The sequence below is a fragment of the Niallia sp. FSL W8-1348 genome, assembly GCF_038006745.1.
Taxonomy (GTDB): Bacteria; Bacillota; Bacilli; order Bacillales; family Cytobacillaceae; genus Niallia; species Niallia alba.
In genome coordinates this window covers 2,081,369-2,101,880 of record NZ_JBBOVV010000001.1, presented here as the reverse complement: position 1 = coordinate 2,101,880, position 20,512 = coordinate 2,081,369, and the positions used below count along the sequence as shown (strand labels likewise).

At 36.8% G+C, this 20,512-nt stretch carries 20 protein-coding genes and 1 riboswitch; of the genes, 13 read left to right on the top strand and 7 right to left on the bottom strand.

Annotated elements, in window-relative coordinates; all coding sequences use genetic code 11:
• Window positions 1-124 precede the first annotated feature (124 nt).
• Entirely contained in the window at window positions 125-580 is a 456-nt protein-coding gene (locus NST60_RS09940) for a GNAT family N-acetyltransferase (RefSeq protein ID WP_169189587.1), read from the bottom strand.
• A 195-nt stretch (window positions 581-775) separates the two neighbouring features.
• Here NST60_RS09940 and NST60_RS09935 point away from each other — a divergent pair, with 195 nt between their 5' ends.
• From NST60_RS09935 to NST60_RS09915, 5 genes are all read left to right on the top strand, one after another.
• The gene (locus tag NST60_RS09935) at window positions 776-1,417 is read left to right on the top strand and encodes an FMN-dependent NADH-azoreductase (protein ID WP_101729111.1); all 642 of its coding nucleotides are present in this window, start codon (window positions 776-778) and stop codon (window positions 1,415-1,417) included.
• A gap of 173 nt (window positions 1,418-1,590) precedes the next feature.
• The gene (locus NST60_RS09930; protein WP_341098764.1) at window positions 1,591-2,016 is read left to right on the top strand and encodes a DMT family transporter; all 426 of its coding nucleotides are present in this window, start codon (window positions 1,591-1,593) and stop codon (window positions 2,014-2,016) included.
• Between the two features lie 12 nt (window positions 2,017-2,028).
• The gene (locus NST60_RS09925; RefSeq protein ID WP_101729110.1) at window positions 2,029-2,742 is read left to right on the top strand and encodes a Crp/Fnr family transcriptional regulator; all 714 of its coding nucleotides are present in this window, start codon (window positions 2,029-2,031) and stop codon (window positions 2,740-2,742) included.
• Window positions 2,743-2,747: 5 nt separating this feature from the next.
• Entirely contained in the window at window positions 2,748-3,224 is a 477-nt protein-coding gene (locus tag NST60_RS09920) for a DMT family transporter (protein ID WP_169187668.1), read from the top strand.
• 84 nt (window positions 3,225-3,308) lie between these two features.
• Window positions 3,309-4,016: a YjjG family noncanonical pyrimidine nucleotidase gene (locus tag NST60_RS09915; protein WP_040342661.1), complete on the top strand. Its 708-nt coding sequence runs from the start codon at window positions 3,309-3,311 to the stop codon at window positions 4,014-4,016.
• Here the strand turns inward: NST60_RS09915 and NST60_RS26775 are convergent.
• Window positions 4,013-4,498 (bottom strand): CBO0543 family protein, encoded by a 486-nt coding sequence (locus tag NST60_RS26775; protein WP_411955775.1) that lies wholly within the window; start codon window positions 4,496-4,498, stop codon window positions 4,013-4,015. The two genes, NST60_RS09915 and NST60_RS26775, sit on opposite strands and share 4 nt — an antisense overlap.
• Window positions 4,499-4,894: 396 nt before the next feature.
• Complete coding sequence (locus tag NST60_RS09910; RefSeq protein ID WP_341098762.1) at window positions 4,895-5,887, bottom strand: LacI family DNA-binding transcriptional regulator; 993 nt, start codon at window positions 5,885-5,887, stop codon at window positions 4,895-4,897.
• A 277-nt stretch (window positions 5,888-6,164) separates the two neighbouring features.
• Here NST60_RS09910 and NST60_RS09905 point away from each other — a divergent pair, with 277 nt between their 5' ends.
• The 4 genes from NST60_RS09905 (at window position 6,165) to NST60_RS09890 (ending at window position 11,718) form a co-directional block, all read left to right on the top strand.
• Window positions 6,165-7,433: a sugar ABC transporter substrate-binding protein gene (locus tag NST60_RS09905; RefSeq protein WP_169187669.1), complete on the top strand. Its 1,269-nt coding sequence runs from the start codon at window positions 6,165-6,167 to the stop codon at window positions 7,431-7,433.
• Between the two features lie 69 nt (window positions 7,434-7,502).
• Entirely contained in the window at window positions 7,503-8,792 is a 1,290-nt protein-coding gene (locus NST60_RS09900; RefSeq protein WP_169187670.1) for a sugar ABC transporter permease, read from the top strand.
• 1 nt (window position 8,793) lies between these two features.
• On the top strand, window positions 8,794-9,654 hold the full coding sequence (locus NST60_RS09895) for a sugar ABC transporter permease (protein WP_016201388.1): 861 nt from the start codon (window positions 8,794-8,796) through the stop codon (window positions 9,652-9,654).
• Window positions 9,655-9,672: 18 nt separating this feature from the next.
• Window positions 9,673-11,718, top strand: a complete 2,046-nt coding sequence (locus NST60_RS09890; RefSeq protein ID WP_341098759.1) for a beta-galactosidase — start codon at window positions 9,673-9,675, stop codon at window positions 11,716-11,718.
• 53 nt (window positions 11,719-11,771) lie between these two features.
• Here the strand turns inward: NST60_RS09890 and NST60_RS09885 are convergent, their stop codons facing one another.
• Together NST60_RS09885 and NST60_RS09880 are read right to left on the bottom strand one after the other, a co-directional pair.
• Window positions 11,772-12,623: an SDR family oxidoreductase gene (locus NST60_RS09885; RefSeq protein ID WP_445304408.1), complete on the bottom strand. Its 852-nt coding sequence runs from the start codon at window positions 12,621-12,623 to the stop codon at window positions 11,772-11,774.
• Between the two features lie 67 nt (window positions 12,624-12,690).
• Window positions 12,691-13,311, bottom strand: a complete 621-nt coding sequence (locus NST60_RS09880) for a cupin domain-containing protein (RefSeq protein WP_101729105.1) — start codon at window positions 13,309-13,311, stop codon at window positions 12,691-12,693.
• Between the two features lie 94 nt (window positions 13,312-13,405).
• Here NST60_RS09880 and NST60_RS09875 point away from each other — a divergent pair, with 94 nt between their 5' ends.
• Complete coding sequence (locus NST60_RS09875) at window positions 13,406-13,579, top strand: hypothetical protein (protein ID WP_341098757.1); 174 nt, start codon at window positions 13,406-13,408, stop codon at window positions 13,577-13,579.
• A gap of 78 nt (window positions 13,580-13,657) precedes the next feature.
• On the top strand, window positions 13,658-14,098 hold the full coding sequence (locus tag NST60_RS09870) for a hypothetical protein (RefSeq protein WP_341098755.1): 441 nt from the start codon (window positions 13,658-13,660) through the stop codon (window positions 14,096-14,098).
• A 79-nt stretch (window positions 14,099-14,177) separates the two neighbouring features.
• Here the strand turns inward: NST60_RS09870 and cysI are convergent, their stop codons facing one another.
• Together cysI and NST60_RS09860 are read right to left on the bottom strand one after the other, a co-directional pair.
• Complete coding sequence (gene cysI / locus NST60_RS09865; protein WP_169187674.1) at window positions 14,178-15,902, bottom strand: assimilatory sulfite reductase (NADPH) hemoprotein subunit; 1,725 nt, start codon at window positions 15,900-15,902, stop codon at window positions 14,178-14,180.
• A 31-nt stretch (window positions 15,903-15,933) separates the two neighbouring features.
• Entirely contained in the window at window positions 15,934-17,757 is a 1,824-nt protein-coding gene (locus NST60_RS09860) for an assimilatory sulfite reductase (NADPH) flavoprotein subunit (protein WP_224427571.1), read from the bottom strand.
• Between the two features lie 742 nt (window positions 17,758-18,499).
• Between NST60_RS09860 and NST60_RS09855 the strand changes: the two genes are divergently transcribed.
• Window positions 18,500-19,393: a LysR family transcriptional regulator gene (locus tag NST60_RS09855; RefSeq protein ID WP_016201381.1), complete on the top strand. Its 894-nt coding sequence runs from the start codon at window positions 18,500-18,502 to the stop codon at window positions 19,391-19,393.
• Between the two features lie 187 nt (window positions 19,394-19,580).
• Complete coding sequence (locus NST60_RS09850; protein ID WP_224427563.1) at window positions 19,581-20,168, top strand: ECF transporter S component; 588 nt, start codon at window positions 19,581-19,583, stop codon at window positions 20,166-20,168.
• A gap of 225 nt (window positions 20,169-20,393) precedes the next feature.
• Window positions 20,394-20,500: riboswitch (SAM riboswitch) on the top strand.
• Window positions 20,501-20,512 lie beyond the last annotated feature (12 nt).

The window sequence follows — 20,512 nt, the reverse complement described above, 5'->3', positions numbered from 1 at the left end:
GAAATTGATAAAAGAGGACCACTCAGTTTACTATCGTCTCATCAAGATTCGAAGAAAAACTGAGTGGCCGACTTCATGTTCAGTACAAAATCATCGGATTATGATTGAAAAAACTGGCACCCTGTTATAACTTCAACGTCATAAACACACTATTCGGATCTTCCACATAATCCGAAAACGGGCCGCAATACTGAAATCCTAAATTTTCATATAGTCTTTTAGCAGGCAAGAAAGCATCCATGGAACCTGTCTCTAAACTTAATCGGCTATAACCACGATTTTTGGCTTCTGTGATAATATGGACAAGTAATTTTTTCGCTACGCCCTTGCGTAAGTGATGAGGAGATGTTTTCATCGATTTTATCTCTCCATGCTTGTTATTAAGTTCCTTTAACGCACCGCAGCCAGTTAGCTCCCCGTCTTCCCATGCACTCCAAAAAGTTACTTCTGGTTTTCTCAATCCTTCTACATCAAGAGCATGTATGCTTTCAGGCGGTGAGTGGAGGGTCATGCTATGTAAATGATCTTCTAATAAAGCGATAACTTCTTTTGATGTAACATGATCGATAATAATTTTCATCCCCATCAACCTTTCTATTTATTTAATACTATTCTACTTTTTTACTTGTTCCAGTGGAATGAATTATGTGCATTTTAATTGGAAATATTTAATGGAAATATCTTTAGTTAAAAATGTTTGCCTTTGAGGTATTTTTTTTGTTATTATATTCACATTAGATTTCAATTTGAAATAGGGAAAGGAAAATGAAATAAAATGAATATCTTAGTAGTAAAAGCAAACAATCGTCCAGCTTCTGAAGCTGTATCAAGCAAAATGTATGAAACGTTTATGGAGTCTATTAAAGGTGCTGAAAACCTTAATGTAAATGTATATGATGTATATGCAGAAGATACTCCTTACTTTGGTCAAGAATTATTTGATGCTTTTGGTAAAGTACAAAGCGGAGAAGAATTAACAGATATCGAACAACGCTTATTAGCTGCTAAACAAAAAGCGATGGATGCTTTAACAGCTGCTGATGTAGTAGTTTTTGCATTCCCACTTTGGAACTTAACTATTCCAGCTAAATTACAAACATTTATTGATTATGTATATGCTGCAGGCTTTGCATTTAAATTTGATGCAGAGGGTAACATGATCCAATTAATGACAGATAAAAAAGCAATTCTTTTAAATGCTCGTGGTGGCATTTATTCTACTCCAGAAGCTGCTTCATCTGAAATGGCAGTTAACTATATGCGTGCTGTATTTGGCGGCGTATTCGGAATGGAAATCATTGACGAAGTGATTATCGAAGGTCATAATGCAATGCCTGATAAAGCTGCTTCTATCATTGAAGAAGGTCTACAAAAAGTAACTGCTGCTGGAACTAAATTAGTAGCACAAACTGTTTAATTAATAGATAAGATAGCAAGCTAAACTCTGTCTGAAATTTATTTTTCAGATGGGTTTTTTTATGGAAAAAAGATTATACTAGGAAAAGGGCATATTTAGGACATATGTCCTTTTCCTATTTTTAGAATTCGATTATCTTTAAAAAGGAAATTAAATAACAAGGGGTCGAACAAATGAGAGGTATTTTATTTGCATATATGGGTGGTGCATTTATTACTCTACAAGGAGTGGCAAATGCAAGAATTAGCCAAGATATTGGTTCATGGCAGGCAGCTGCAATTACACAATTTACCGGGTTTGTACTTGCCTTTTTAATCTTATTGCTTGTTAAAGAAGAAACCTTTTCAAAATATAAACAAGTAAAGCCGCTGTATTTGGCTGGAGGATCTTTTGCATCAGTTATTATTTTTAGTACGATTACAGCGATGCATTTAGTGGGCGCTACATTAACAATCTCAACGGCTTTAATTGCACAGCTATTTATGACCTTTATAATAGATAGCAATGGCTGGTTCGGATTAGAAAAAAAGCAAATGAAGGCTCCGCAGTTTATTGGCATTGGTATGATGATAATAGGTGTTCTTTTATTAAAAATGTAAGGAGAACCATTCATGAAAGTAATTGGTAATCTGGAACAGGTAGAAGAATATATTCGCACATTTCAATTAGAAGCAATTTTTCCTGAGAAGTTGAAAGAGCATTTACACCTTTATGCCTTTAAACAAGGGGAGTTTATTTGTACACAAGGGCAGACGGCTGAATATATTTATATTTTGGTGGATGGGAAAATTAAAATATATACAACTACAGCGGAAGGAAAAACATTAATCCTTTCTTTTAAAACGCCATTGGAAATGGTAGGCGACGTGGAATATATAAGAGATACGGATATTCTTAATACAGTGGAAGCTATAACAGACGTAATGATGATCGGTGTTCATAAACGACATTTAAAACAATATGTGAGCGATTATGCACCCTTTTTACAGTTTTTGTTGGATATTATCACGAAGAAGTTTTATATCAAATCAAGTTCGATGCGCTTCAATTTATTTTATCCAGTCGAAGTAAGATTGGCTAGTTATTTATTGTCTGTTTCCTTTGATAAGGAGGATCCATTATATGATACGGAGCGTAATAAGATTAACCTAAAAGATACAGCCAATCTAATTGGTACTAGTTACCGTCATTTAAACAGAGTGATACAGCAATTTTGTCAGGATGGCTTGATTGAACGGAAAAAAGGGTTTATTGTGGTGAAAAATCGTGATGGTTTAACAAATTTAGCTGGTAAAAGTATTTATGAAGAAGGATTGGGTGAATAAAAAATATGATTTATGGCTTACTTATTGCTTTTATTAGCGGTAGTCTTGTTGGGTTGCAAAATATATTTAATAATCGAGTAAATCAGAAGGCGGGCCTTTGGGCTACTACAACGCTTGTGTTAGCGTTAGGGTTTATTGCGTCTTTTATTCTGGGCTTTATTACGGAAGGAACAGGACTTTTTCATTTAGAAAATATGCAGACATGGTACTGGTTTAGTGGAATTATCGGGGTCGGTGTTGTTGTTTGTATGACAAAGGGGATTAGACATTTGGGGGCAACATATGCTGTTTCGATCTCCTTATCTTCTCAGCTTATTTTTGCTTTGCTGTTTGATTCCTTCGGTTTATTGGGATTAGATAAAGTTCCATTTACTTCAAAGCAGTTAATTGGAGTATTGGTCATTATCGGTGGAATCCTTGTTTTTAAAATGGGTGGAACATCAGAGAAGAAACAGCCAGTGAAAGAACTGGTGAAAAGATAGGAGAGGATTTTTATGCAGGGATTATTGAATAATAAGGGAGAGACAATGCTAAATACGACTCCAGCAACTAAGGAAAAAAGGAACATAAAGTACTATCAAACTTTGCTTTTTGATGTGGATGATACCTTATTAGACTTTGTAGCTGCAGAAGATCAAGCTTTTCGCTTATTGCTACAGGAACAAGGGATATCATACAGTGATGAATGGAAAAAGCAGTATCAAGAGCTAAATCAAGGTCTATGGAAGGCGTTTGAAGGAGGAGAAATTACGCGTGATGAGGTAGTCAATACAAGATTTACGCTCTTCTTTGAAAAGCTGGGCAAGAAAGTAGACGGCGTTTTATTACAGCAAAGCTATCGTGCGTATTTAGGAGAAGGAAGTCAGTTACTAGATGGAGCGCTTAATCTAATACGAAAGATTTCAAATCATTTTGATTTATATATTGTGACCAATGGTATATCTAAAACGCAAGAGAAGCGTTTAAAATCCTCTGGACTATACCCATATTTTAAAGCAGTATTTGTCTCAGAAGACACTGGCTATCAAAAGCCAATGAAGGAGTTCTTTGATTATTGCTTTGAGCGAATTCCACAGATCAACAAAGAGTCTACTTTAATTATTGGTGATTCATTAAGCGCCGATATACAAGGCGGTTACAATGCAGGAATTGATACATGCTGGGTCAATCCATTGAAAAAGGAAAATAATTTAGATGTGCAACCAACATACGAAATCACAAGTCTTCAAGAGCTGCTCGTTCTTCTTGAACGAGAAAAACAATCGGACCATTAATGGATCGATTGTTTTTTGTCTTCCTTATCAAATTTTTGAATAATGCCAAGACAAGTTCTGGAAAGTAAGAAAGTACATGTTTCTGTCAACAAAGTATGATACCAATGCCAGCCCTTTTTATATTTTATTAAATTTGTGTATCTTTCGAACAGAGCTTCCAAGATAGTCATTGGAATACTAAAGTAAAAGGATTTGAGTATAATTCCAGGTATTTTGGAATGATAACTTATTTGATTAAAAGCGACGCAAGTGATTGGGAATAACAGATAATCAAATAAAATATTGATTTGAAAATTTTTGGGGAGAAATCGAACAGGGAAATTAAGCCATTTTTCAGTAGTAACAATACTATCAATAAAGCTGGACACATAGCCTTTAAAAAAGAAAACCAGAAACCAATCCTTTACTGGTTTTTTTCTAAAAATAACTGGTAAAAGCCCAATTCCCAAAAATAAGAGAAATCTTAATATCTTCCGTTCCACTATAATCACCCGTCTAGTTGCAAATTATCCTTCCTTCTGGTCGTGATAGGATTTTATTATCTTACCCAGATAGCAAGAAAATATGAAAAAAAGCATCCGAATAGATGCTTCAGATTGTAGAAAAACCCCCTATTTTTAAAAGTATGATTTTGAAAAAGGGGGTTTTTGATGTTTTAATTGATTTTTACCACAACATATGGAATATAAGGTATTATTAAAACACTATATGTTGTATATCGGAATTGTAAAAAAAGCTGTCGAGACTTTCTCGACAGCCTGAGCATCCGAATAGATGCTTTTTTGTCTTTTTAGCTTACTCTTAATCCGTAAAGGTCCGATAAGAGTAACTAACCATTATGGGGGATAAGGTAAAACCCCCACTTATGGAAGGTTTCTTTATAATGCGCTTTTTCGTTCAATTAATTCCGATTGAAGCAAAACGGTCTTTGGTATTTTTCGCTGATCTAAGATTTGCTCCAAAAGCAAGGAAACCCCTGTCTTGCAAAGTTCAGGTATATCAATATGAAAGGTAGTCAAAGGGGGTGATATATACTTCGCGACACTAATATTATTAACACTTATGATACTAACTCTGTTTGGAATCGATATATTATATTCATTAAAAGCTTGGAGACTTCCAACTGCAATCGGATCTGAAGCAATAAAAAAGGCAGTTGGTAACTCTTCTTTTAAGTCGTTAATTACTTTTTTCGTAACAGTATAGCCATCGTTTACAGAGAAATGCCTTTCGCCAAATATGTACTTTTCATCATGTAATCCTAAATCCTGTATATATGTACGAAAAGTAATTTCCCGAATATCCATTTCATCCTCATTTGTATCAGGGTTGTGGTATGTTCCCCCGATAAATCCGATTTTTTGATGTCCTTTTTCAATAAAGTAATCAATTGCCTTTTTTGTAATTCTTACTGTATCCGGCAGAACAGCATCATATAAATCTGGAACGGGGTTTGTATCAATGAAAACCCCCCTTTTTGTTTTCTTTCTTAGTTTTTGTATCTCTTCTGTTGAAAATGCACCTACAGCAATAAAGCCGGATATATCATTAGGAATACTTTTGACGCCATCTTCGTGTTTAAACAAATGCAACTCTATATTATGATTAAGAGCATTTTTCTCCAATTCCAATCGCATTTGTTTAAAATAAACATCTTCTAGCTCCTCTTTTTCCGTGATCCAGTAAAGGAGTGCTACTTTTTCTATTAATGGTTGAATACTTTTTCTTTCATAGCCTAATTCAAGCGCCGTATCTAAAATTCTCTTCTTAGTTTCTGGAGAAATGGAAAGTGTTGAATCATTGTTCAATAATCTTGAAACGGTCGATGGAGAAAAACCTGCTTTTTTTGCAATATCTTTAATGGTGACCATGTAAACCTCCTAAAAGCACTGTTCTACAATACTTTCATTATAAGCTATTTACTAATAAATTAGTAATGTTTTTTAGTAAATTGTTTTCCTTCGGTTGTTCTATGGTAAGTAAAGTGATTGATTGGTTTTTATAAGAAGGTTAAATTTATTTGGTGTTGAATCGTTACTTATTAAATAAAAAATGTTACTAAATATATTTACAAAGAAATAGATGTGTAGTATCCTTTTGTTAGAAAACGTTTTCAGTAAAATATTAAAGCAAAGGGTGGAAAAAAAGATGAAAAAAAGGCTGACAACAATACTTTTGAGTAGTTCTTTAGCTTTGGCACTAGCAGGTTGTGGACCGTCTGGTGAAACAAATAACGATACATCTTCCAAGAAAAATAATAATGGATATGATCTCCTTGTATGGGAAGATCAAAGTAAATCCGATGGGATTGCAGATGCAATTAAAAAATTTGAAGAAGAAAATAATGTGAAAATTAAAGTGGAAGAAAAAGCATATGCAGATCAATTAGAGGATTTACGATTAGACGGTCCTGCAGGCACAGGTGCTGATGTTATTACGATTCCCGCTGATCAAATTGGAACAGCTGTCACAGAAGGGATTTTAAAAGAAATCACAGTGGATGATACCCTTAAGGCATCGTATACAGAGGCAGCGATGGATTCTCAAATTGTAGATGGTAAAGTATACGGGCTTCCTAAAGCAGTAGAAACAACCATTTTATACTATAACAAGGACTTAGTGAGTGAAGACCAATTGCCTAAAACCACCGAAGAATGGTACGAGTTCTCTAAAAGTGTAACAAAGGACGGTAATTATGGATTATTGGCATTATGGGATCAAATCTATTATGCAAATGGTGTTTTAAGCGGATATGGCGGTTATGTATTCGGGCAGGATAGTTCTGGCACTTATAATCCAGAGGATATTGGCTTAGCGAACGATGGAGCTATCGATGGAGCAGAATATATTTCTAAATTCTATAAAGACGGATTATTCCCATCAGGCATTATCGGTGAGCAAGGTATTAACGTTCTAGACTCTCTATTTACAGAAGGAAAAGCAGCGGCAGTTATTTCTGGACCATGGAATTTAGAACCATATGCAAAAGCAGGCATCAATTACGGGGTAACGGAACTTCCAATGTTAGCGAATGGAGAGCATATGGGCTCCTTTATCGGAGTTAAAAGCTATAACGTAAGCACATATAGCAAAAACGCTGAGTTAGCGGAAGAGTTAGTAAAGTTTTTAGCGAATGAAGAAAATTCGAAAACACGTTATGAAATTACGAAAGAGGTCCCAGCAGTGAAAGCATTGGCAGAGGATCCAGCTGTAACAGAAAGTGAAAATGCGAAGGCGGTAGCCAATCAATCTCAATATTCTCAACTAACACCAGGCATTACAGCAATGGATGCAGTTTGGCAACCTGTTGACTCTGCACTTCAAACGATTGCTACTGGAAAAGCAAAACCAGAAGAAGCTCTAACTACGGCAGTAGAAACAATTAAAGGTTCTATTGCTGCGAATAGTGGAAACTAACTTGAGACAAGAAGGGACAGTACGAAAAATTACTCGTCCCTTTTAAAAGGAGAGAGGTGAAGTTTAGGTATGAGCTTCCAGGCAAATACAGTTGATAAGGATACAAAGTTTGCGAAAAAGGCTGCGTTATTATCCATTATTCCAGGATTAGGACAGTTTTATAATAAGCAGTGGGGTAAGGGAGCATTCTTCCTTGTCTTTTCTATCGCATTTATTATTGTTTTTAAGGATTTATTTAATATGGGGCTTTGGGGGATTGTTACACTTGGTGAACAAGTACCCCGGGATAATTCGATCTTCTTGCTGGCAGAAGGGATCATCGCTTTAATTGTAATTTTTTTCGGATTAGCATTTTACTACTTTAATATAAAAGACGCTTATGCGATCGGAAAGAGGAGAGAAGAAGGCTTTGATATTCCTTCTATAAAAGAGCAGTATCAAGTTCTTTTGGCAGAAGGCTATCCATATATCATTACAAGTCCAGCCTTTATTTTACTTGTTTTCTCCGTTATTTTTCCTATTCTATTTTGTTTTGCCCTTGCGTTTACTAATTACGATTTATATCACTCAGCACCAGCTAACTTAGTGGATTGGGTAGGGCTGGAGACATTTAAGAAAATATTTACTGTTGATATATGGCGTGCTACTTTTTTTGATGTATTAGGATGGACATTAATTTGGACATTAATCGCCTCAACGCTTCAAGTAGCAATTGGGATATTCTTAGCAGTGGTCGTTCACCAGAAGGAATTACGCTTTAAAAAATTCTTTCGGACCATTTTAGTATTGCCATGGGCAGTTCCTGGATTTGTTACGATTTTAGTTTTTGCTGGAATGTTTAATGATAGTTTTGGAGCAATTAACAATTCTATCTTGGCATTCCTTGGAATAGATGCCATCCCTTGGCTAACAAGTCCGAATTGGACGCGACTTGCATTGTTGCTTATTCAAGGCTGGCTAGGGTTCCCATATATATTTATTGTAACAACAGGGGTACTTCAATCTATTTCAGATGATTTGTATGAAGCAGCTACTATTGACGGAGCATCGCCTATTCAAAAATTTAAGAATATCACCTTGCCATTAATTTTATATGCAATGGCACCAATTATCATTACGCAATACACGTTCAATTTTAATAACTTCAATATTATATATTTGTTTAATGCTGGAGGGCCAGCAGTTCCAGGCTCCACTGCAGGCGGTACAGATATTTTAGTTTCTTGGATATATAAATTAACGATGCAGAACAGTCAATATGCGCTTGCTGCTGCATTAACGATTCTACTAAGTATTTTTGTTATTAGCATTGCTTTATGGCAATTCAGAAGAACGAATTCGTTTAAGGAGGTAAAATAAGATGACGAAAAAAATAGTCAGTATCAAAAAACAGCGGACGATTCGAATGACGCTGACTTACCTTCTTTTACTTTTTGTATGTGCTGCTATCATTTATCCGTTAGTCTGGACCATTGGTGCAAGCTTTAATCCTGGAAATAGCTTGGTGAGTACGCGTGTTGTCCCTGATAATCCAACGATAGGTCATTATAAAGACCTATTCCAACAGGAAGGTACTCTATATTATGGAAAATGGTATATGAATTCCATGAAAATTAGTATTCTAACGATGGTATTTTCCATCTTATGTGTATCCTATACAGCTTACGCTTTCTCCCGTTTCCGATTTAAGGGAAGAAAAAATGGTCTCATGCTATTTTTGTTATTACAGATGATTCCACAGTTTTCCGCTTTAATCGCGATTTTTGTTTTAGCGCAAATGCTTGGATTAATCAATAGTCACTGGTTGTTAATATTCATTTATGTCGGCGGTCAAATACCAATGAATACGTATTTGATGAAGGGATATATTGATTCCATCCCATTGGATTTGGACGAGAGTGCGAAGATTGATGGTGCTAGCAACACAAGGATTTTTTGGAGAATACTCATGCCTTTATCTCGACCGATGCTGGCAGTAGTTGCGATGAACGGATTTACTGCTCCATTGGGTGATTTTGCGATATCTTCAGTAATCTTGAGAAATCCAGAGTACTATACACTTCCAATAGGGCTCTATAAATTAGTCAGCGATAAAATGGGAGCAAGCTACACCACCTTTGCAGCTGGAGCTATTCTGATAAGTATTCCGGTTGCGATTGTATTTGTAGCTTTACAGAAGCATTTCGTATCTGGATTAACAGCAGGAGGAACAAAAGGATAAGAATCGGAGGGCATTAAGATGACAGATAAAACAGTAGCAGATAATCGCTTATTGCATGGTGGAGATTATAATCCTGATCAATGGCTCGATTATCCAGAAATATTGAAAGATGATTTACGACTGATGAAACAAGCCAAAACAAATACATTCACATTGGGCGTATTTGCGTGGAGTGCACTTGAACCAACAGAAGGTGAATTTCAGTTTGGTTGGCTCGATGAAAGAATCGATGCTATTCACAAAATGGGCGGAAGAGTAATTTTGGCAACACCAAGTGGGGCAAGACCAGCATGGATGTCGAAAAAATATCCAGAGGTATTAAGAACTTCTGAGAAGCGTACGAAAATGTTGCAGGGGGGACGTCATAACCATTGCTTTTCTTCTCCCATTTATCGAGAAAAAGTTGCCATCATTAATAGAAAACTAGCAGAACGTTATGGAAATCATCCTGCATTACTAATGTGGCATATTTCTAATGAATTTAGTGGTGACTGTCATTGTGATTTTTGCCAAGCGAACTTCCGCAGCTGGTTAAAAGATAAGTATGAAACATTGGAAAAACTAAATCATGCTTGGTGGGGACCGTTTTGGAGCCATACGATTACTGAGTGGTCGGAAATTGAATCGCCTTCTTCTATTGGAGAGAGTATGGTACATGGATTGAATTTAGATTGGAAGCGTTTTGTCACTGACCAAACAATTGATTTTTACAAGCATGAAATAGTGCCATTAAGGGAAATCTCTCCATCTATCCCTATTACAACAAACTTTATGGCAGACACGCATGATTTAATACCCTTTCAAAGTTTGAATTATAGTGAGTTTGCAAAGCATGTGGATATTGTTAGTTGGGATTGCTATCCTGCTTGGCACAATGATTGGGAGGAAACAAAGGACTTAGCTGCAAAAGTTGGTTTTATCAATGATTTGTATCGCTCTTTAAAACAACAGCCTTTTCTCATTATGGAAAGTACACCAAGTGGCGTCAACTGGCATGATGTGAATAAAACGAAGAGACCTGGTATGCATTTGCTATCCTCCATGCAATTTATTGCACATGGTTCAGACAGTGTTCTGTATTTTCAATGGAGAAAATCAAGAGGATCCTCTGAGAAATTTCACGGGGCAGTAGTGGATCATGATAATAGTGAAACGAATCGAGTCTTTCAAGAGGTTTCAGCAGTTGGTGGAGCTTTAGAGAAGATTGCTGAAGTAAAGGGAACGCATAAACAAGCAAGAGTAGCAATTGTATATGATTGGGAAAATAACTGGGCTTTAAACGATGCACAAGGATTCTCCGATTCAACAAAGCAATATCCTCAAACGTTGCAAAAGCATTATCAAAGTTTTTGGAAAAAGGATATTAGTGTCGATATAGTTACATTAAATCAAGAGCTTGCTTCCTATGATTTAGTTATTGCTCCAATGCTTTATATGATGTCTGACGAGACTATTTCTAAATTAGAAAGCTATGTTTTTAATGGAGGGACATTAGTAAGTTCTTATATTAGTGGTCTTGTCGATGATACGGATCTTGCACATCTATCAGGGTGGCCAGCCCTATTAAAACGTATATTTGGCATGGAAGTAAAAGAAACAGATACACTTTATCCAAAAGATCGAAATGCGCTTATTTATAATGGAAAGCAATATGAAATAAAGGATTACTGTACTATTTTTGAAAATAAGGAAGCAGATGTTTTAGCAACTTATATGGAAGACTTTTATCAAGGAAATCCTGCAGTTGTAAAAAACAGCTATGGTAAAGGAAAAACTTATTTTATAGGGGCTAGAACAGAACAGTCCTTTTTAGACGATCTCTATGAAGAAATTCAACAGGAAGTAAAGCTTCATACAGAAACTAACATTTTGCATGAAGAAGGTGTGTCTGTTCAAACAAGAGAATCAGACGATTACTATTACTTCTTTGTGATGAATTTTACCGAACAAAAGCAAACCATTATGTTAAAGGAATCCTTCTATGATTTGCTTACACAGGAAACAATAGATGAGCATGTAGAGCTTTCCCCTTATGAAGTAATGGTATTGAGAAAAGAAAAGTAATTTGCTGATGATGAAGGGACGACAGGGAAGTACTGTCGTCTTTTTGCTAGTTCCTAAGTAGCAACCATCGCACCACCGTTTACATGAATTGTTTGCCCTGTGATATAAGAACCGTCATCGGAGGCAAGTAGCACATATACCGGGGCGATTTCATATGGCTGGCCAGCGCGCTTCATTGGTACATCCGTACCTAAAATGGCAATACTTTCGGCAGGTTTGGTTGCAGGCTGGATCGGTGTCCAAAATGGACCTGGAGCCACCGCATTAACTCGAATTTCTTCGCTTACAAGATTATTAGCGAGTGCTCTTGTATAGCTAACAATCGCACCTTTTGTAGTTGCGTAATCGATCATTTTACTTGCACCGATATAGGCAACAACTGACGTCGTGTTGACAATGCTAGCTCCTTTTTTTAAATGAGGTAAGGTGGCTTTTGTTAAATGGAAATAGGAATGAATGTTAACATCAAAGGTCAATTCCCATTGTTCATCTGTTATTGACATTAAGTCCTCTTGTAAAAATTGGACAGCTACATTATTTACTAGAATATTGATTTTTCCAAACGCCTCTAACGTTTTTTGCACAATGAATTCACAGTGTTCTTTTCTTCGTAAGTCTCCTGGAATAAGCAAGCATGAACTGCCGTAATGCTCGATTGCCTGTTTCGTTGTTTCTGCATCTGTATGCTCATCGTAATAAGAGATAACGATATTTGCCCCCTCTTTTGCAAAGGCCACTGCCACCGCTCTTCCGATGCCACTATCTCCCCCGGATATAATAGCGGTACGACCTTTTAATTTACCTGTTCCAATATAATTGGGATTATCAAAAATGGGAAGGGGTTCCATAAGGTATTCAAAGCCAGGCTGTCTTGTTTGGTGTTGAGGCGGAAAAGTCCATTTCATCTCTTCACATTTTGTTTCCGATCCATAATATTTTTTCTTCGTCACGGTGTTAACCTCCAAATCACATTTAATAAGGGGTAGGCGGAGGGGAGAGATCAATATAAGGATGGGTAGTAGGTGAAGGCTGCGTGACATGGTGTGGATGGTTCATTGTGCCGCCATGTTGATTACAGTTTAGTGGTGGTCCAAGAATAGTGGATTGATTAATAGGTGCAATCGCATTTGCATAAGCCGCTTCATTTACACAATAAGCTCTGTTAGCAATCTCTTTAGGCAAAAAGCGGAGAAAATCAGAGCCATAAACAATATCCGGTGTTGGTTGATCAAAAATAGTAAGAAAATGAGTATTGTTTCTCAATGCAACAATCCAGTGAAACCATCCTTTAGGGAACTGAGAAGCCTGCCCTGGTTTTACATGATAAGTCATAATACTTTGCGTAAAAGGATTGAAGACAGATGTTATTACTTCCCCGCTAATGACAAAAACAAGTTCATTTACATTTGTATGCCAGTGCGGCTGTACGATGATTCCTTGATTTAGATGCACATTGAATAACCCAGTATGTATAGCTGGTAATTGATCAGAAAATAATTGTGTAATGTAATTATAGGAATCCCTTTTATAATTCACAGACTGAGTTGAATCGCCAAAGAGCTGAAAGGAAGGAGAAGCTGGATTAACAGACATAATGTAGCCTCCTAGTTGTTTAGTAGAGAATTTTTCATGTATTACAAGCTTAAATATATACAAAATTAGGTTGGCCTATGAGTGGAAAATTAGTTTGTTTTATAGTGGACTGAAATGCAATGGTGGAAAATCTCATGAAAATATAGATATATCAGGCAAAGCGGTGGGAAATCAGCCAAACAATGAAAATATCAGCCAAAGCGGTGGGGAAATCAGCCAAACAATGAAAATATCAGCCAAAGCGGTGGGGAAATCAGCCAAACAATGAAAATATCAGCCAAAGCGGTGGGGAAATCAGCCAAACAATGAAAATATCAGCCAAAGCGGTGGGGAAATCAGCCAAACAATGAAAATATCAGCCAAAGCGGTGGGGAAATCAGCCAAACATCGAAAATATCAGCCAAAGCGGTGGGGAAATCAGCCAAACATCGAAAATATCAGCCAAAGCGGTGGGGAAATCAGCCAAACATCGAAAATATCAGCCAAAGCGGTGGGGAAATCAGCCAAACATCGAAAATATCAGCCAAAGCAACAAGGAAATCAGCCAAACATCGAAAATATCAGCCAAAGCAGCAAGGAAATCAGCCAAACATCGAAAATATCAGCCAAAGCAGCAAGGAAATCAGCCAAACTCCGAAAATATCAGCCAAAGCAACAAGGAAATCAGCCAAACATCGAAAATATCAGCCAAAGCAGCAAGGAAATCAGCCAAACATCGAAAATATCAGCCAAAGCAGCAAGGAAATCAGCCAAACATCGAAAATATCAGCCAAACCAGCAAACATAACGATACCCCACCACCAACCTCAATCCAAAAAAACACCACCCAATCAAAAATGATTAAAGTGGTGTCAACTATTCAACAATCAATCGTGAAAATTAGTACCATCTGTTACTTCTTTAACAACGCCAGCGCGTATGACAAAATCTCCAAAATGTTCATGTTCTAGGCGTTCTTTTGCATAACGAGGGAGCAGCACACGGAGCTCTGAAAGGATTTCTTCCTCGCCAACATTTTCGCGATAGAGTTTGCTTAAGCGACTTCCATTAAAGGCAGCTCCTAAATACATATTGTATTTTCCGGGACCTTTCCCGATAAAACCAATTTCTCCTAAAGCATGGCGGGCACAGCCGTTAGGACAGCCAGTCATACGAATGGTAATCTCTTCTTCGCGCAATCCATTTTCATCAATAATTTTCTCAATCTTATCAATTAATACTGGTAAATATCGCTCTGCTTCGGCCATGGCTAGTCCGCAAGTTGGTAGTGATACACAAGCGATTGAATTACGGCGTAGAGCAGAGAAAAGCTTTCCATCCATTATGCCGTATTGTTCTATTAAATTAGCAATTTTCTTTTTATTACGGCTTGAAACATTAGCGATAACCAGGTTTTGATTGGCAGTTAATCGGAAATCTCCAGTGTGTACTTTAGCAATTTCACGTAATCCGGTCATTAAAGGATAGTTTTCATAATCTTTAATACGACCGCCTTCCACAAATAAAGTGAAATGCCATTTTCCCTTGATGCCTTTTTCCCAGCCATAGCGATCTCCATTATGATCGAAGCGGAATTCTCTTGCTTCTTGTAGCTTCCAACCTAATCGATTTTCTAGTTCTTCTACTACATTCTCTAAACCAAGGCGATCCACGGTATATTTGAAACGAGCATTTTTACGAACAGAACGATTACCGTAATCACGTTGGATCGTAATTACTTTTTCAGCAATCTCAAGAATTTGCTCTGGAGTACAATACCCAATCACTTTTGCAAGCTGAGGGTAAGTTGCTTTGTCTCCATGAGTCATTCCCATCCCACCGCCGATTGCTACATTGAATCCAACTAATTTTTGATCTTCTGTAATAGCAATAAACCCAAGATCCTGAGAAAAAACATCAATATCATTGGAAGGAGGAACGGCAATACCAATTTTAAATTTTCTAGGCAAGTAAAGTTTTCCGTACATTGGCTCTACTTCAGTTTCCTCCACTGTTGGAGAGAAAGCAACTTTTTCCTGATCTAACCAAAGTTCATGATAAGCGCGTGTACGAGGTAATAAATGATCACTTAATTTTTGAGACCATTCATAAACCTCACTATGTAACTCTGATTGATACGGATTTGGGTTACACATAACATTACGGTTTACGTCTCCACAAGCAGCAATTGTATCAAGCAAGGATTGATGAATATCTTGAATAGTTTGTTTCATATTCCATTTTAAAATGCCATGCATTTGGAAAGCTTGGCGTGTGGTTAATTTTAATGTATGATTTCCATATTTTTGAGCTAAATCATCCATTGTCAACCATTGAGCAGGTGTTGCTACTCCACCTGGAGTTCGAACACGGAGCATAAATTGGTAGGCAGGCTCTAGCTTTTGTTTAGCTCTTTCATTGCGAATATCACGGTCATCCTGCAAATAACTGCCATGGAATTTCATTAAACGGTTATCATCTTCTGAAATACCAGAGCTTATTTCTTCTTCCATGGATTCTTTTAATGTGCCACGTAAATAATTACTTTCTTCTTTAATTCGTTCCACATCACTTGGTGATCCATCTGGTGCTTTTAATACTTGTTTAGCCATTTATAGAAAACTCCTTTCCTGTAAAAATTAATTAATAAACGTCACGTTGATAACGCTTGTTTTGAATCATAGCTGCTACATATTCTTCCGCTTTTTCTAAAGACATTTGGCCTTCTTTTTGAATAATAGCAAGAAGTGTTTGATGTACATCATGTGCCATATGCTTTTCATCTCCACAAATATAGAGAACTGCCCCGTCCTCTAGCCATTCAAATAGCTCTTTGCTATGTTCAAGCATACGATGCTGAACGTAAACCTTTTCTGCTTTATCTCGAGAAAAAGTGATATTCAATTTCGTTAACACGCCATCCTTAAGCCAATTTTGCCATTCTGTTTGATAGAGAAAGTCTGTTACGAAATGCTGGTCTCCAAAAAATAGCCACGATTTTCCTTGTGCACCAATTTCCTCTCTTTCTTGCATAAAAGAACGGAATGGGGCAACGCCTGTTCCAGGTCCGACCATAATAATAGGTGTTTCTGGATTTTCAGGAAGTTTGAAATTTTCATTGTTTTGGATATAGATAGGCAGCTTATCACCTGGCTGGATACGTTCTGCTATTTGAACCGAACAAACGCCATTGCGATCTCTTCCGTTTGCGTGGTAACGAACTGCCCCGATTGTTAAATGTGCTTCATCAGGATTTGCTTTGTAGCTACTGGCAATCGAATAAAGCCGAGTAGGCAGCTTACGAAGCAAGGATACAAATGTTTGAGCATTTGTGTCTAATGGACCAAACTCACGGATAAGATCTAATAAGTCTCGACCATTCATATAATCTTTTAATTTTTCCTCGTTTCCTTTACCTAGCAATGCAGCTAAAGACTTATTAGCTGTTATTGCGGAAAACTTTTGTAATAGTGGCTTTGTTAAAACGGTAATTTCGTAGTAGGTTAATAGAGCTTCACGAAAAGCGAGCACTTCACCTTGTTTATTGATCGTTACACTTTCTGTTGGTGAGAAGTCTAGCTCTTTTATTAAAAGGTCGACCAGCTCTGGATCATTGTTTGGAAATATTCCAAGGCTATCGCCTGGTTCGTAGGAAATTCCAGAATCCTCAAGAGAAAGTTCAACATGGAATGTTTCTTTATTTGAACCGCGACCATTCAAATTAATGACATCAAGTACTTCAGCATAATACGGATTGGTGCGGGAGTAGCCAGAATCTTGGACAGATGTTGGTGCTGTATTTACTGTATTGGTGACTGTTGACTTCGATTGGAGATTTAAGCCACTTACTACACCTTCAAACCACTCATTTGCCGGTTCATCATAATCAAGATCGCAATCTACACGTGGGTAAAGTCTGATTCCGCCTAATTCCTCTAAACGCTTATCAAATTGTTTGCCTGTTTCACAAAAGAACTCATAAGAACTATCGCCAAGCGCCAATACGGAGTACTGGAGACCCTCTAGCTTTGGTGCGCGTTTTCCATGTAGAAATTCGTGGAATGCTATTGCTGTATCTGGCGGGTCACCTTCGCCATGTGTACTAACAATAATAAGAAGATTTTGTATTTTTTTAAGATTATTAGGCTTAAAGTCACTCATTGATTGCACAGTAACATTAAATCCGTTTTCTTTTAAACGGTTACCATGATTTTTGGAAAGATTTTGTGCATTGCCTGTTTGAGAACCAAAAAGAATTGTAATGTCTTTGGTAATTGGCTTTGCTGCCTTTTGTTCTGTTATTTCAGTTGTTAAGTTAGGTAATTCTGCTGTTGCCACTGTTGTCGTGGAAGCAGATAAATAGCCACTTAGCCAAATTTTTTGTGATTCTGTTAAAGTTGGTAATAGGCTGTTTAATAATTCAGTTTGTTCTTGATTAAATGGGCTGTTTATTACTTGAAGCTGCAACACTTTCACCTCGCATAGATAATAACGTTTCTTGGCATTGTTTGATTAGTAAGATAATTCTTGAGATTCATTTTATAATGAAAAGGGAGGATTGTCACTGTATATTTATTAATCCTATCAGACAAATCGGATTAGAAAAACAAAAGAAGCCTGTTACTATTTGGAACAAGCAGTGGAATAATGTTTTTCTAAGGTTGTTTTCGTAAAGTTTGTTGCGATTACCCGTAGCCGGAATACACTTCGCTTTCCGTGGGGCTCGCTCTGAGCCTCCTCAGCTTCGCCTCCGGGGTCTCAGGCTGTCTCGCTAATCCCCGTGGCCTCTTCGTGTATTTCGGCTGCTCCATTTTTCCAACTAATTCTTTTTTTTCGATTGATAAAACAACAATCCTTTAGAAAAAAGCCTTTTCTAAAAGCCTTTCATCTATTCCAAAAGCTAAGGATTGGATAGATGTCTTTTAGAATCACCATCTAATAGTAGATTTATCTAACTAGTGACTGAAAGTTGGATAGGCGACAAGACGTTAAAACGCCAAAACCAAGCCAAGCACAAAGAAAAACGCCTAAACCATCCTCATATGATACGTATTCTAATTGTACTTTACTGCAAATAAAGGAATTAGTAAAATACATATAAATAATTGCAACTATTAGTAATTTTAATAATTGGCTACTATCCTTCTCATTCAAAAAAGCGGAAGTAACAACTCATCTAAACTAGTTAAACCATATGGAGGAAAAAATCATGCAGTATGATGCCTTAAAAACATTTGTAACACTTGTTGAAGTGAAAAATTTTACAAAGACAGCAGAAATGTTGCTGATGTCACAGCCAAGTGTTAGTTTGCATATAAAAAATCTCGAAAAAGAATTTCAAACAAAATTACTGGACCGCTCACCCAAGTATCTAAAGGTAACCCCAACAGGTCAAATGCTATATGATTGTGCGGTTCAGATGATACGCTTATATGAGCAGACAAGACAGCATATTACAGAGCACCATCATGCGATAAAAGGGGAGCTTAAAATAGGTGCGAGCTTTACAATTGGTGAATATATACTCCCTTCTTTATTACTTGATTTGCAACAGCAGCATCCTGAGTTGCAAATACAAGCAACGATTGGGAATACGGAGGAAATTGTGGAAGCGGTAAGATTGTATGAAGTAGATATTGGCTTAATTGAAGGACAGACAAACAATAAGGAATTGCAGGTTGTGCCTTTTATGGAGGATGAGTTATTTATTGTTGCATCTGTCCATCACCCGCTAGCAAAGCGAGAGCAAGTTTCGATTTCAGAACTCCATGATCAAGCATGGATTACAAGAGAGGTCGGATCGGGGACAAGGGAATACTTGAATCATGTTATTCGTTCCAATGGACTAAGAGCAAAATCATTTTTGACAATTAGCAGTAATCAAGGAATTAAGGAAACCATTATTAATGGGTATGGCTTATCTCTTTTATCCAAAAGTGTAATAGAAAGAGATGTAAAGAATGGGAACCTGTGTATTATCCCAGTAGTAAATACTCGTTTTACAAGAAGATTATCCTATCTATTTGCTCCAATTATGAAGGAGAAGCAAAATGTTCTTACATTTATGGAAACTCTTAAAGCGACATTTCCTTATACAGAGTAAGTAACATTGTCTAGGTGAAATGTATAACTGGAAGTAATTAGTTCCATCCTATAAAGGAAAAAGCAGAAATTCCTTCTATAATCATAGAAAAATGACTAGCGTTTGTAGTATGATAACAAAGGAATTTTATTATATAGAAGAAAAAGTGATGAACCTTCCTTTTTCTAATAAGGAGAACTACTCGCAGATGAAGAAAAAAAATAAAACAACTCGCTTGGTTCTACTAGGACTGCTTTCAGCAATTATAATTATTCAAACTTTCGTTCCGATATTAGGATATATCCCGACTCCTGCACTAAGCTTAACAATCATTCCGGTTACCGTTATTATCGCGGCGATTGTTTTAGGAGCATTAGATGGCGCGATTATCGGAGGAGTATGGGGAGTTATCACGTTTATTCGCGCATTCACTTTTCCAACAAGTGCCCTAGCACCGATAATTTTCACAAATCCATTGATATCTGTTTTTCCAAGAGTAATGATTGGAGTTGTAGCAGGAATCTTATTTTATAAAGTACTGAAAGACAGAATGAATGAGACTTTAGCAATGAGTATATCTGGTGTTATTGGGTCCTTAACCAATACTATTCTTGTGCTTGGCTTTGTCTATTTATTTGTAAGAGAACCTTATGCAAATGCTATTGGAGTGAATGTAGAAAAACTTCTACCCGCAATCTTGGCCGTTGTTGGTACAAATGGGGTCCCAGAAGCGATTTTATCAGGTATTTTAACGCCAATCATTGCCAAGCCATTATTAAAAATAAGAAAGAAATAAGAAATGGAAAATAGCTGATGTAGCCTAGTGCTAATCAGCTATTTTTGCAAAAGAAAAAGGGTCATTTTTAAGTTTGGTCATGCACTAGTAAAATCTTATTTTATATAATGAGAGAGAGTATCTCCCTTCTTAAATACTAGGAGATACCAAAAATAATTCCGACTAAACAACTAGTAAAACTTATTGACAATAATAACAATTATGATAAAATTTAGAAAATAACGATGCTTATCAAGAGAGACTGAGGGAATTGGCCCAAAGAAGTCCGGCAACCTGCTCACAGGCAAGGTGCTAAATCCAACAAAATGGATAACCATTTTGAAAGATAAGGTAAGGAATAAGTA

Coding starts and splice junctions, on each gene's coding strand:
- NST60_RS09935 (WP_101729111.1), top strand. CDS start 776: ATGAATATCTTAGTAGTAAAAGCAAACAATCGTCCAGCTTCTGAAGCT.
- NST60_RS09930 (WP_341098764.1), top strand. CDS start 1,591: ATGAGAGGTATTTTATTTGCATATATGGGTGGTGCATTTATTACTCTA.
- NST60_RS09885 (WP_445304408.1), bottom strand. CDS start 12,623: ATGAAATGGACTTTTCCGCCTCAACACCAAACAAGACAGCCTGGCTTT.
- NST60_RS09895 (WP_016201388.1), top strand. CDS start 8,794: ATGACGAAAAAAATAGTCAGTATCAAAAAACAGCGGACGATTCGAATG.
- NST60_RS09855 (WP_016201381.1), top strand. CDS start 18,500: ATGCAGTATGATGCCTTAAAAACATTTGTAACACTTGTTGAAGTGAAA.
- NST60_RS09925 (WP_101729110.1), top strand. CDS start 2,029: ATGAAAGTAATTGGTAATCTGGAACAGGTAGAAGAATATATTCGCACA.
- NST60_RS09900 (WP_169187670.1), top strand. CDS start 7,503: ATGAGCTTCCAGGCAAATACAGTTGATAAGGATACAAAGTTTGCGAAA.
- NST60_RS09920 (WP_169187668.1), top strand. CDS start 2,748: ATGATTTATGGCTTACTTATTGCTTTTATTAGCGGTAGTCTTGTTGGG.
- cysI (WP_169187674.1), bottom strand. CDS start 15,902: ATGGCTAAACAAGTATTAAAAGCACCAGATGGATCACCAAGTGATGTG.
- NST60_RS09940 (WP_169189587.1), bottom strand. CDS start 580: ATGAAAATTATTATCGATCATGTTACATCAAAAGAAGTTATCGCTTTA.
- NST60_RS09890 (WP_341098759.1), top strand. CDS start 9,673: ATGACAGATAAAACAGTAGCAGATAATCGCTTATTGCATGGTGGAGAT.
- NST60_RS09880 (WP_101729105.1), bottom strand. CDS start 13,311: ATGTCTGTTAATCCAGCTTCTCCTTCCTTTCAGCTCTTTGGCGATTCA.
- NST60_RS09905 (WP_169187669.1), top strand. CDS start 6,165: ATGAAAAAAAGGCTGACAACAATACTTTTGAGTAGTTCTTTAGCTTTG.
- NST60_RS09850 (WP_224427563.1), top strand. CDS start 19,581: ATGAAGAAAAAAAATAAAACAACTCGCTTGGTTCTACTAGGACTGCTT.
- NST60_RS09870 (WP_341098755.1), top strand. CDS start 13,658: ATGAAAATATCAGCCAAAGCGGTGGGGAAATCAGCCAAACATCGAAAA.
- NST60_RS09910 (WP_341098762.1), bottom strand. CDS start 5,887: ATGGTCACCATTAAAGATATTGCAAAAAAAGCAGGTTTTTCTCCATCG.